The following is a 12,122-nucleotide window of genomic DNA, read 5'->3' as shown; positions in this document are numbered from 1 at the left end:
AGCCAAGAGCAAGGCGCGGCAGCAGCCAGAGAAGCAGCGGCGCGCCGAGAAGTGCTGTAATCGCTCCGGTCGGCAGCAGGTCGCCTTGCGGCCCGGTGGCGATCTGCACGGCCTGGTCGGCAGCCCACAACAGCGCCCCGCCGATCAGCGGCGCCATCACCAGTTGCTGGCCCAGCCGCCGGGCACCGCCGATGCGCGCGAGCGTCGCCGCGGCCAGGCCGACGAAACCGATGACGCCGACAGCGGCAACGACAAACGCGATCAGCGCGACGGCGGCCGCCAGTCCGGCGAAGCGATAGGCGCCGAGCGGCACGCCAAGACTGCGCGCGCCTTCATCGTCGAGGCCAAGCAAGGTCAGTGGCCGCACCATGAAGAAGATCGCAAGCGCAGCAGTGCCGATGCGCGGCAACAGCCACAGCGTCGTCGACCAGTCCTGCTGGCCGAGCGAACCGGCGCCCCAGATGAACAGGCTGGCCAGCCATTCATGCCGCAGCACAATGAGAGCGGCACCGATGGCGCCGGCATAAAGGCTGACCACAAGCCCCGCCAGCACCACCGAAAGCGGCGACAGGCCCTTGTGCCAGGACAGAGCGAAAACGGCGGCAAGGGCGACGAATGCGCCAGCCAGCGCCACCCATTCGCGCCCGAAGGCAAGCAGCGACGGTGACAGAAGCGTCGTCAGCGCCAGCGCCAGATAGGCACCGGCCGAGACGCCGACCGTTTCGGGCGAGGCAAGCGGGTTGCGCAGAACCTGCTGCAGGACGGTTCCGGCAAGCCCGAGCGCCGCACCGCACAGAAGGCTGACGGCAAGCCGAGGCAGGAAAGCATAGTGGACGAGCACCTGCCGCATGTCGGCGATGTCGGGGGCGGCGAGCGATTGGAGCCAGAGCGCCGATGGTAGCTGCACGGTGAGGTTTGAGACGGTTGCCGCTGACGCTGCCGCGAGCAGCACCGCGCAAAGCAGGATCGCGCCTACCGGCTGATTGCTGAAAAAGCTCCACGCGGAGGCCCGGCCGGCCGACGCATGCTTCCCCCCTTGGGCAATGGCCGCAGCATCCTCAGCCACGGGCGGCCTCCACAGTCATCGCAGACGCCAGGACCCGAGCAAAACGGGTGGCGGACGGAAGGGCGCCGAACATATGGACGGCGGGAAGACGCATGATCGAGCGGTTGCGCACGAAAGGCATGGCGTTCCAGACCGGACTTTCGGTCAGCGTGCCGCCCGCGCCCTCGGGCAAGGGTTCAAGATAGGCGAGGCGAGCGTCGCTGGATGTCGCCAGCCCGTCGATACCAATGGTCGAAAACCCCCAATAATTGGTCTCGGCCGTCCAGGCGTTGGCGAGCCCGATGCGATCGAACACCTCCTGAAACAGACTCTTCTTGCCGTAGACGCGCACATTGCGCGGGTCCATGAAGCTGACGACATAGATCGGCCGCGCCGAAAGCGGCGCCAGTTGCCGGCGAACTTCCGAAAAATACGCATCTGTCGCCGCGATCAGCGCCTCGCCTTCGCTTTCCTTGCCGACAAGCCCGGCAAGCTGGCGCGTCGCCTCGAGCGCGCGCTGATAGGGCTGCCCGGCCTCGGTATAGAGCCCGATCGTCGTCACCGGCGCCACGCGTTCGAGCAGCGGCTTGATGCCGTCGAGATACGGCATGGACAGGATGATGTCGGGCCTGAGTTGCTGCAGCAATTCGAGATTGGGTTCGAGCAGCGTTCCGACATCGGCGATCTCAGGCGGCAGCGGCGGTTCGACCACCCAGGTCTCCCAGATGTCGCGACCGGCAATGGCAACCGGGCTGACACCGAGCATGAGCAAGGTCTCGGCCAGGCCGTCATCCAGGCAGACGATGCGCAACGGTTTCGCCGTGGCAGATGGCGATGCAATTGCGGCAAAGGGCAGAACGAAAAGTCCCAGCGCGCCGCGCCGGGTGATCCGACCGCGGAGACGGTCGGCCCTGTGGGATTCAAGGGCTGCCATCATCGCGCAGCGCCTGTGCGGAAAGCCGGCTGGGCGTGGATTTCAGGCACGGGTTTTCTCCAAAACGACGCATTCAAAAATCTGGCTGCCGGCAGCCGATGGTCGGTTGACTATGAAACATGACTTCCATAGTCAACATTGAAGATGACTAACCGAGTCAACAAATTTAAATTGGCGCAAGGCGGACCGGTCCTGCGCGCATTGCGGGCAGTGAGGGTATCAAGATGGGGTTGAGTGCATATCGTGCGGCGCGGCGGCGAAGCCGGACCCGGAGCCTCGTGGTCGCATCGCTTTCGACCCTGCTTTGCACCCAGGTCCTTGCGCAGGAAGCCGCGACCGAGCTCAACCCGATCAATGTCGAGGGACAGAGCGACAGCCCGGTCGGACCGGATGACGGCTACATCGCCAAAAACACCACCACCGGCTCGAAAACCGACACGCCGCTGAAGGAAATTCCGCGCTCGATTTCGGTGGTGACCCGCAAGCAGCTCGACGATCGCCAGCCGGGGCAGCTTGAGGACGCCTTGTCCTATCTCGCCGGCGTCACCATCTCGCCATGGGGCGTCGACGATCGCTTCGACCAATGCCTGATTCGTGGGTTCGACCTCTGCACGTCGGCGATCTATCGCGACGGGCTGCCGCAGAAAGTGATCGATTTCTCAGGCTTCAAGATCGAGCCCTACGGGCTGGAGCGAATCGAAGTCTTGAAGGGGCCATCCTCGGTGCTCTACGGCGAGAACGAGGCTGGCGGCATGGTCAATGCCGTCACCAAGCGGCCGACTGACAAGCCGATCTATGACGGCTTCCTCAGCTATGGCAGCTTCAACACCGTCGAGGCCGGGCTGGATATAGGCGGCCCGATCGACGATGCCGGCGTGTGGTCCTACCGGCTGACCGGCCTGGTTCGCAACGGCGCGCTCGAAACCGACTATTCCCGCAACGACCGCATCTTCGTCGCGCCGGCGCTCAAGTGGCAGCCGGATGCGCAGACCTCGCTGACCGTCCTGGCCAACTACCAGTGGGACAGGCTGACGACGAATCAGTTTCTGCCGGCGCAGTATGGCAATCTGCCGCGCAATTTCTTCACCGGCTCGCCTGACTTCGACCGCTTCGATGCCAACCATGGTTCGATCGGCTACCAGTTCAGCCATGAGTTCGACGACCATTGGACGGTGCGGCAAAACCTGCGCTACTCGCAGCAGGAAACCGACTACCGGCAGCTCTATTTTGGCGAGTGGCTTGGCGGCCCATACATCGGCGCAGACGAACATACGGTGCAGCGCACGCTGTTCACCGTGGATGAGACGGCAAGGCTGTTCAACGTCGACAACCAGGCCGAGTACAAGGCTGACTTCGGCGTGGTCGAAAACAAGCTGCTGTTCGGTCTGGATTACAGCAGACAATCGGTCGACGGGCGCAACGGCTACGGGGCGGGTCCGCCGCTGGACACCCAGAACCCGGACTACTCGATCCCTGTCACGCCGCCGAGCCTCATCATTACGGATCGCGTGGAGACGATCGGCCAGGTCGGCCTCTATGCACAAAACCAGTCCAAGATCGCCGACCACTGGGTCCTGACAATCGGCGGCCGGCAGGCCTGGATCGACCACACCAATTTCAACCGACTCGACGGTGCAGGCAGCTACGATCAGAAGGACCATGCCTTCACCGGCAATATCGGCATCGGCTATCTCTTCGACAACGGCCTGACGCCCTACGCCAGCTATGCCGAATCCTTCACCACCAATATCGGCCCGACCCAGTCCGGAGACGCGCTGCTGCCGTCGTTGGGCAAGCAGTATGAAGTCGGCTTGAAATACGAGCCGACCTTCTTCCCCGGCTTCATCACCGCTTCGCTGTTCGACCTGCGCAAGACCAATGTGCCGACGGCAGCAGCCAATCCCGTCTACCAGGTCCAGACCGGAGAAGTCCGCCATCGCGGCCTGGAGATCGAGGCCAACGCAGATCTGGCTTCCGGCCTCAGCATGACGGCGGCCTACACCTATCTCGACGCGGAGATAACCAGCGATGCCGCCGCCGTCGTCGGTAACCGCCCGGCCAGGGTGCCGGAACACCAGGCATCGCTGTGGGCCAACTATGAGGTTGGCAGCGGCGTGCTCGAGGGCCTGAGTGTCGGCGCCGGCGTGCGCTATATCGGCGCCAGCTTCGGTGACAGTACGAACACGGTTAACGTGCCCGGCCACACGCTGGTCGACGCGGCACTGCGCTACAAGAAGAATGGCTGGCAGGCAGCGCTCAATGTCTCCAACCTGTTCGACAAGACCTACTATTCGACCTGCTATGAGGCCGGCAGCAATGCCGACCTCAGCTGCATCTATGGCGAAGGCCGCGTCATCAAGGGCAGCCTCAGCATGAAGTTCTGATGCATGCCGCTCGGCTGCCTCGGCTGGCAGTGATCTGGCATGCGGGATCTGAAGCGCGCCGCATGAACCTGTGATGACGCGCGTCCAGAGCCGCGATTCGACGCGGCCCTGTCCTCCGTCCGGATGGCGGCAAGACGATTCGCACCGTCACGGTGGGCGTGCGACGTCCCGCTCGCCGAAAATCGCTGCCCGCGAAGCGCAATCCACGTCCCGCATCATTTTTCCTCCACGAATGCATTCCAGGATGGATGGTCCCACGACCGCCTCCGGGCGGCGCGCTCTGGATTGGATTGCCTGAAAAAGGCAACGAATCAAAAAACCGGCGGCGGTCGTCGCCAGAAGGTGTAGAAGACCGTACCAAACGCATTGAAGGGAGTGCGATCGGGTTGCGCTCGGCAAGGCTTGATGGTTTGTTGCCGCTATACGGAGAATGAATGATGCGAGAGCCTGCCGGTCAAGACGAATACGGGTCGACGAACCCTTTCGATCCGGACGACCTGCCGACGTTGAACGCAATCGGCCCGAGCATGGGTAGCGGCAATGATTTCGAGAGATATGCCGTTGCCGTGATCATCGTGTTCGGTGCGCTGATCATTGGCGGGCTGATGGCCGCATCGATGGTCTTCGGGCACCGCAACGGCTTCCTCTTCGCGCTTGGCGGCGCCACGTCCGCCTGGATATCCGGAAACGCGCTGCTGCTCGACCGGCCGCGTATCTATGCGCTGTTCGTCGGCATTGCCGCCTTGATGCTGGTTGCGTCCACTCTCACGCTGGTCTTGTGACGGCCAAATCGGTGTGAGCCGATCCACTTGAGCAGCGGGCGATCAACCCGAATCGCCACGCTGCACCAGGTTTTTCCTCCGAGCTGTCAGTATCCGAGCGCCTCGCCAGAGGCCGCGCGGCTGTCGATGGCGCCGTTGTAGCGCGCGCCGCCGCCCTTCTCGATTTCCGCCAGGCTCTTGCCGCCGACCAGGATGCCGGCCGCCTGCCCCCAGGTCTGGTCAGCGAGATCGAGGTGATATCCCATGCCGGCCAGCAGCTTTTCTGTGTCCGGCGACAGGCCGAACGGCTCGACATAAACCTTGTCGGGCAGCCATTGATGGTGGATGCGAGGCGCGTCGATCGCCTCCTGGATGTTCATGCCGTGGTCGATGACATTGACGATCGCTTCCAGCGTGATCGTGATGATGCGCGAGCCACCCGGGCTGCCGATGACCATGAACGGTTTGCCGTCCTTGGCGACCACGGTCGGGCTCATCGACGACAGCGGCGTCTTCTTCGGCTGGATGGCGTTGGCCTCGCCCTGGACAAGGCCGTAGAGATTGGGCACGCCGGGTTTCTGGGTGAAATCGTCCATTTCGTTGTTGAGCAGGATGCCGGTGCCGTCGGCGACGACGCCGGCTCCGAAGGAGCCATTCAGCGTGTAGGTGACCGCGACCGCATTGCCTTCATCGTCGATGATCGAATAATGCGTCGTCTCCTTGCTCTCGCCAAAGCCCTTCGGCATCAGATCCTGCGACACGCCGGCCCGGAACGGGTCGATCTTGTCGCGGATATCCTTGGCATAGGCCTTATCAAGCAATTTCGAGACCGGATTGTCGACGAAATCGGGATCGCCGAGCGCGGAATTGCGGTCAACATAGGCATAGCGCATCGCTTCGACCATGACATGGATGGACTCGGCCGATCCGGCACCGAGATAGGATAAGGGATAGCCCTCCAGAACGTTGAGGATTTCGCAGATGATGACGCCGCCGGAGCTGGGCGGCGGCGAGGAGGTGATCTCGTAGCCGCGATAGGTGCAGGTCACGGGCTTGAGTTCGCGCACCGCATATTGCTCGAAGTCGGGCTTGGCGAGAATGCCGCCCTTGGCGCCGCTCGCCTTGACGATGGCATCGGCGATGGCGCCTTTGTAAAAGGCATCCGCACCCTCTTCGGAAATGGCGGCGAGCGACGCCGCGAGGTCGGGCTGGACCAGCCGCTCGCCGATGCCATAGGGCTTGCCGTCGGGTTTCAGGAATATGGCGGCGGCCGCGGGGTCCTTCGCCAGCCTGTCGGCGCTGCCGGCAAACGAGGCGGCGTCGCCCTGGTTGAGGATGAAGCCGTCCCTGGCATAGCCGATTGCCGGCGCCATCAAATCCTGGCGGGACAATTTGCCGTATTTTTCGCGGGCCATCTCCAGACCGGCCACCGAACCCGGCACGCCGACCGCAAGATAGCCGTCGAGACTGGCCCCCTTCACCGGGTTGCCGTCCTTGTCGAGATACATGGTTTTTGTCGCCGCCAGCGGCGCCCGCTCGCGGAAATCGAGAAAGGTCGATTTGCCGTCCTTGAAGCGGATGGGCATGAAGCCGCCGCCGCCGATATTGCCGGCATTGGGGTAGACGACCGCGAGCGCATAGCCGACGGCAACCGCCGCATCGACAGCATTGCCGCCCTTTTTCAGCACCTCGATACCGACTTCGGACGCCAGATGCTGGGCCGTCACCACCATGCCGTGCTCGCCCTTGGCCGGCGCAGGCGATGCGGCGAAGACGCCCGTCAACGGCGCGAGGGCGAAGGTGATGGAAAGACTGGCGGCGATCAGTGTCCGACGGTTGAGAGGCATGGCGGTTCTCCGGGCGGGGGGACGCCTAGAAGACCGTGTTGGACTGATCGAGTCCACTAACAATTAAGGGAGCGTGAGAAGAGCCCCCTCACCCGGATTGCCAACTGAATTGCGAAGCGCAATTCGAGGCAATCCGACCTCTCCCCGAGGGGAGAGGAGGTTGTCAGCGCTGACGTCAGTCTCTTCTCCCCAGCGGGGGTGAGGCGTGGTCCGCGCAGCGGGCCAAAAGCCAACTGCTTGGCTTTTCGAACAACGAACGCCCGGAGGGTCGGTGGCCGCAAAACGGCCGGATGAGGGGGCCGGCTCGGCCTCAGACAATGCCGCCAGAGCCACCCACAACCGCCGGCCGTTCCGCAGCGACCTTGGCGCGGTAACCCGCCGCCCTATAGGCCGCGACCGGATCAATGGCGCCACCAGTCTTCAGCCGCGCCATGGCGAGGATCGGCTCGACATCGGTGCGGTAGGCGGCTTTCAGCGTCTGCGTCGCCATCAGCGCATCATTACTGTCCTGAAAACCTTCCAGCGCCTTGCGATCGACGAGCAGCGCCTGCGCATAGGCGCGCTGCACCTCGACCGCCGACAGCATCAGGCTTTCGATCGGATCGGTGACGTTGTGACTCTGGTCGAGCATGTGCGCCGGATCGAAACCCTCGGTGCCGGACAGTTCGGCATCGACCAGTTCGTTGAAGACGAGGAACAGCCGGTAGGGGTCGATCGAACCGGCATCGAGATCATCGTCGCCATACTTCGAATCGTTGAAATGGAAGCCGCCGAGCTTCTTGAATTGGATCAGCCGCGAGACGATCATCTCGATGTTGACGTTGGGGGCATGGTGGCCGAGGTCGACGAGACAGAACGCCTTGTCGCCCAATTCCCTGGCGATCATGTAGTTGGTGCCCCAGTCCTGCACGACGGTGGAATAGAAGGCCGGCTCGTACATCTTGTGCTCGCTGAACAGCTTCCAGCCGGCGGGCAGTCCGGCGTAAACCTCTTTCATGGCGTCGAGATAGCGCTCGAACGCCTTGGCGAAATTGACCTGGCCCGGGAAGTTCGAACCGTCGCCGATCCACACCGTCAGGGCCTTGGAGCCGAGCGTCTTGCCGATCTCGATACATTCGAGATTGTGCTCGACCGCTTGCCGGCGCGTGCCGGCATCGGCATGCGACAGCGAGCCGAATTTGTAGGAAAGCGCCTGGTCCTTCGCGTCGGAAAAAGTGTTGGAGTTCATGGCGTCGAAGCCGAGGCCAAAGCGCGAAGCCGCCTGCTTCAGCCGGTTCGGGTCGGCCTTGTCCCACGGAATGTGCAGGGAGACGGTCGGCGTCGCTTGCGTCAATTGCTGGATGACGGCGCAGTCCTCGATCTTGTCGAAGATATCGCGCGGCTCGCCGGCGCCGGGAAAGCGGGCAAAGCGCGTGCCGCCGGTGCCGACACCCCAGGACGGGATCGCCACCGCGAATTTCTCGACCTTGTCTCTGATAGCGTCGATGGCGATGCCGCGACGGTCGAGCCGCTCGCCGAGCGAGGCGTAGTCGCGCTCGAGGTTGGGCTTGCGCGCGGCGTTGTCCTTGTCGACGAGGTCGGCGGAGATGATGGATTCGGACAAGTGCTGGTTCCTCCCAAAATATATGCGGGCAGCGCTGCCCCTCATCCGCCTGCCGACACCTTCTCCCCGTATAGTGATGGGGAGAAGGGCGAAGCGGCTAGCGCGTAAAGCTCTGGGCGTTGCCCGCGTCGACATTGATGATGTTGCCGGTCGACTTGGCCGACATGTCGGACGCCAGGAAATAGATCGCTTCGGCGATGTCTTCCGGGAAGACCGAGCGCTTCAGCATCGAACGCGAGCGATAGTGCTCCTCCAGATCGTCGGTCGACATCTTGTAGGCGGCGGCGCGCTGTTCCTTCCACTCGCCGGTCCAGATCTTCGAGCCGCGCAGCACCGCGTCCGGGTTGACGACATTGACCCTGATCTGCGCCTCCGCGCCCTCAAGCGCCAAGCAGCGGGCGAGATGGATCTCGGCGGCCTTGGCGGTGCAATAGGCGGCGGCGTTGGGTGATGCGGCAAGGCCGTTCTTGGAGGCGACGAAGACGACGTTGCCACCAATCATCTGCGCGCGGAACAGCCGGAACGCTTCCCGCGAGACCAGGAAATAGCCGGTCGACAGGATGTCCATGTTCTTGTTCCACAGCGCCAGCGTCGTCTCCTCGATCGGCGCCGAGGAGGCGAGGCCAGCATTCGACACCAGAATGTCGATGCCGCCGAACTCGACCGCTGTCTCGGCAAAGCCGGAGATAACCTGGTCCTCCGAGGTGACGTTGATCAGCACCGGGCGGACGAAATCCTTGCCATAGACCTTGGCCAGTTCGTCATTGGCGCTGGCCAGCGCTGTCTCGTCGATGTCGGCCAGCACCACGCAGGCGCCTTCGCGCAGCAGCCGGTTGGCCGTGGCGCGGCCGATGCCGCCGGCGCCACCCGTGACCAGGGCGATCTGGCCGGCAAGCGACTTCGGCTTCGGCATGCGCTGCAGCTTCAGATCCTCGAGCAGCCAGTACTCGATGTCGAAGGCTTCCTGTGCAGGCAGCCCGACATAGGACGAGACGGTGGAGGCGCCGCGCATGACGTTGATGGCGTTGACATAGAATTCTCCCGAAATGCGCGCCGTCGCCTTGTCGCCGGCGAAGGTGAACATGCCGACGCCGGGCATCAGGTAGACGACGGCATTGGGATCGCGGATGGCGGGCGAGTCCGGATGCTTGCAGCTGTCGTAGTAGGCCTGGTAGCCGACGCGATAGGCTGCGATGTCGTCGGCAAGCCGCGCAATCACCGCATCGACATCGGGCTTGGCCGGATCGAATTCGATGACCAGCGGGCGGATCTTGGTGCGCAGGAAATGGTCGGGGCACGAGGTGCCGAGTGCCGCCAGCGGGCGCAGATCCCTGGAATTGACGAATTCGAGCACGGCGGCGGAATCGTCGAAATGGCCTGTTTTGTGGCTCTTCTCCGAGATCAGGCCCCGAATCCTCGGCATCAGTTTGGCCGCGATGGCACGGCGCTCGGTGGCGTCGAGTGCCTTGACCACTTCACCGCCGAAGATAGCGACACCTTCGGAGCGGCGCTCGAACCATTCGATCGCCTGGTTGATCACCGAGATCGTCGTCTCGTAGCATTCCCTGGGGGTGTCGCCCCAGGTGAACAGGCCGTGGCTTTCCAGGATGACACCCTTGGCATCGGGGTGTTCGAGGCAGAATTTCTCCAGCCACAGGCCAAGCTCGAACCCGGGACGCTTCCACGGCAACCAGCCGATGGCGTCGCCGAAGATTTCTTTGGTCAGCGCCTTCGAATCCTTCGCGGCGGCAATGGCGATGATGGCATCGGGATGCATGTGGTCGACAAAAGGCTTCGGCACGTAGGCGTGCAACGGCGTGTCGATAGAGGCCGCGCGTGGATTGAGGTTGAAGGTGCAGTGCGGCAGGAAGCCGACCATTTCATCTTCGTGCTCGACGCCGCGATAGAGACCTTTGAGCGCGCGCAGCTTGTCCATGTAGAGCGTAGCAAAGCCGTCCAGCTTGATCGAGGCGCTGTCGCCGCCCGATCCCTTGACCCACAGCACTTCGACATCCTCGCCGGTGAGCGGGTCTCTCTCCCAGATCTTCGACGACGTGTTGCCGCCGCCATAGTTGGTGACGCGCTTGTCGGAACCAAGTGTGTTCGAGCGGTAGACCAGAAGTTCCGGCCCGCTCATAGCGTGAGCCTTGGCCTCGTCCCACAGATTGGCGAGGCGCGCGCCGGTGCGCTTGTCGAGCATAAGAAATCCTCCCGAAGGCACGCAAAAGGCGCGGCCATTTGGCCCCGAATTTCCACGGAAGCAGCCGGCTTGTCAATCACAAACGATCAATATCGATCATATTGCACTGCACAATGAAATTATATGATCGGAAATGATTGACACTGCGCGTTTTGGGTGCCTAGATGCTCAGGCAGGGAGGAACCATGCACGAAAAAGAGCGCCACAGGATCATTCTGTCCGCTGTCCAGGAAAAGCCTGTGGTGACGGTGCAGGAGATGGTCGACCTGACGGAGTCGTCCGAGGCGACGATCCGGCGCGATATCGCGGCCCTCCACGTCCAGAAGCGGCTGCGCCGTGTGCGCGGCGGCGCCGAGGCAATCTCGCCGCCGCAGTTCATCGGGCTGGCCGGCCGGCCCTTTTCCGTCAACGAAACGATCAACGCCTCGCAGAAGCGGGCGATTGCACGCGAAGCCGTGGAACTGTGCAAGGACGGCGAACCGATCATCATCAATGGCGGCACCACCACCTTTCAGATGGTGCATTTCCTGACCGGCCGCCGCATGCCGATCTTCACCAATTCGTTCCCGATCGCCGAGCACCTGCTCAAGCACTCCAAGAACACGGTGATGCTGTCGGGCGGCACCATTTATCGCGAGCAGAACATCATCCTGTCGCCCTTCGACAATGACGTGACGCGCAATTTCTATGCGCGCCGCATGTTCATGGGCGCGCAGGGTCTGGGGCCGCTCGGCCTGATGGAGGGCGATCCGCTTTTGATCCAGGCGGAGCAGAAACTGATCGACCAAGCCGACGAGTTGGTGGTGCTGGTCGATTCCTCGAAATTCCGCAAACGCTCCAGCCTGATCCTGTGCGGCCTGTCGCGCATCGCCACCGTCATCACCGATGACGGCATCGAGGATCGCGAAGCCAAGATGCTGGAGACCGCGGGGGTGACGCTGATCGTCGCCCGCACATCCGCGACCAACAAGGAAGAATCTTCACTGCAGGCCTGAGGCCAACTCGCGCTCGCAGCGACGATGGAATGCAACGCTCAAGGGAGGAAATTCGATGAGCTTCTTGAAGAAATTGATGGTGACGGCTGCATTCTCAGCCGCCATGTTCGTGAATGCCGCCTATGCCGAAAACGTCAAGATCGCACTGGTGGTGAAATCGCTCGGCAACGGCTTCTTCGATGCCGCCAACAAGGGCGCCGAAGAGGCGGCCAAGGAACTCGGCGATGTCGACATCATCTACACCGGCCCGACCAAGGCGACCGCCGAAGCGCAGATCGAAGTGGTCAATTCGCTGATCGCGCAGAAGGTCAACGCCATCGCCATTTCGGCCAATGACGCCGACGCCTTGGTGC

General features: G+C 62.9%; 9 protein-coding genes. 4 read left to right on the top strand and 5 right to left on the bottom strand.

What is annotated here, in order from left to right:
• Both EN939_RS06470 and EN939_RS06465 read right to left on the bottom strand, forming a co-directional pair.
• The coding region (locus EN939_RS06470; RefSeq protein WP_164750898.1) for an iron chelate uptake ABC transporter family permease subunit at positions 1-1,066 on the bottom strand (1,066 nt) is incomplete at its 3' end.
• The gene (locus EN939_RS06465; protein ID WP_245456803.1) at positions 1,059-1,856 is read right to left on the bottom strand and encodes an ABC transporter substrate-binding protein; all 798 of its coding nucleotides are present in this window, start codon (positions 1,854-1,856) and stop codon (positions 1,059-1,061) included. The genes EN939_RS06465 and EN939_RS06470, both read right to left, overlap by 8 nt.
• A gap of 401 nt (positions 1,857-2,257) precedes the next feature.
• Here EN939_RS06465 and EN939_RS06460 point away from each other — a divergent pair, with 401 nt between their 5' ends.
• Both EN939_RS06460 and EN939_RS06455 read left to right on the top strand, forming a co-directional pair.
• Complete coding sequence (locus EN939_RS06460) at positions 2,258-4,363, top strand: TonB-dependent siderophore receptor (RefSeq protein ID WP_164748871.1); 2,106 nt, start codon at positions 2,258-2,260, stop codon at positions 4,361-4,363.
• A gap of 434 nt (positions 4,364-4,797) precedes the next feature.
• Positions 4,798-5,145, top strand: coding sequence for a hypothetical protein (locus EN939_RS06455; RefSeq protein ID WP_032808338.1), 348 nt, complete (start codon positions 4,798-4,800; stop codon positions 5,143-5,145).
• Positions 5,146-5,231: 86 nt separating this feature from the next.
• Here EN939_RS06455 and ggt read toward each other — a convergent pair whose 3' ends face one another.
• From ggt to EN939_RS06440, 3 genes are all read right to left on the bottom strand, one after another.
• Positions 5,232-6,971, bottom strand: coding sequence for a gamma-glutamyltransferase (gene ggt, locus EN939_RS06450; protein ID WP_127267357.1), 1,740 nt, complete (start codon positions 6,969-6,971; stop codon positions 5,232-5,234).
• A 310-nt stretch (positions 6,972-7,281) separates the two neighbouring features.
• The gene (rhaI, locus tag EN939_RS06445) at positions 7,282-8,574 is read right to left on the bottom strand and encodes an L-rhamnose catabolism isomerase (protein WP_164748870.1); all 1,293 of its coding nucleotides are present in this window, start codon (positions 8,572-8,574) and stop codon (positions 7,282-7,284) included.
• A gap of 97 nt (positions 8,575-8,671) precedes the next feature.
• Positions 8,672-10,774, bottom strand: a complete 2,103-nt coding sequence (locus EN939_RS06440) for a bifunctional rhamnulose-1-phosphate aldolase/short-chain dehydrogenase (protein WP_127267355.1) — start codon at positions 10,772-10,774, stop codon at positions 8,672-8,674.
• Positions 10,775-10,959: 185 nt separating this feature from the next.
• Between EN939_RS06440 and EN939_RS06435 the strand changes: the two genes are divergently transcribed.
• Positions 10,960-11,769, top strand: coding sequence for a DeoR/GlpR family DNA-binding transcription regulator (locus EN939_RS06435; protein ID WP_023813909.1), 810 nt, complete (start codon positions 10,960-10,962; stop codon positions 11,767-11,769).
• Positions 11,770-11,824: 55 nt separating this feature from the next.
• Positions 11,825-12,122, top strand: a 298-nt coding sequence (locus EN939_RS06430; RefSeq protein WP_164750897.1) for a substrate-binding domain-containing protein, incomplete at its 3' end; no start/stop codon positions are given.

The sequence above is a fragment of the Mesorhizobium sp. M7A.F.Ca.CA.002.05.1.1 genome, from assembly GCF_003998335.1.
Classification (GTDB): Bacteria; Pseudomonadota; Alphaproteobacteria; order Rhizobiales; family Rhizobiaceae; genus Mesorhizobium.
The sequence above is the reverse complement of the archived record's forward strand: the minus strand, read 5'-3'. Positions and strand labels throughout refer to the sequence as shown.

What these genes read in the sequence shown, in the direction of transcription:
- ggt (WP_127267357.1), bottom strand. Translation starts at nt 6,971, where the DNA reads ATGCCTCTCAACCGTCGGACACTGATCGCCGCCAGTCTTTCCATCACC.
- EN939_RS06440 (WP_127267355.1), bottom strand. Translation starts at nt 10,774, where the DNA reads ATGCTCGACAAGCGCACCGGCGCGCGCCTCGCCAATCTGTGGGACGAG.
- EN939_RS06455 (WP_032808338.1), top strand. Translation starts at nt 4,798, where the DNA reads ATGATGCGAGAGCCTGCCGGTCAAGACGAATACGGGTCGACGAACCCT.
- EN939_RS06435 (WP_023813909.1), top strand. Translation starts at nt 10,960, where the DNA reads ATGCACGAAAAAGAGCGCCACAGGATCATTCTGTCCGCTGTCCAGGAA.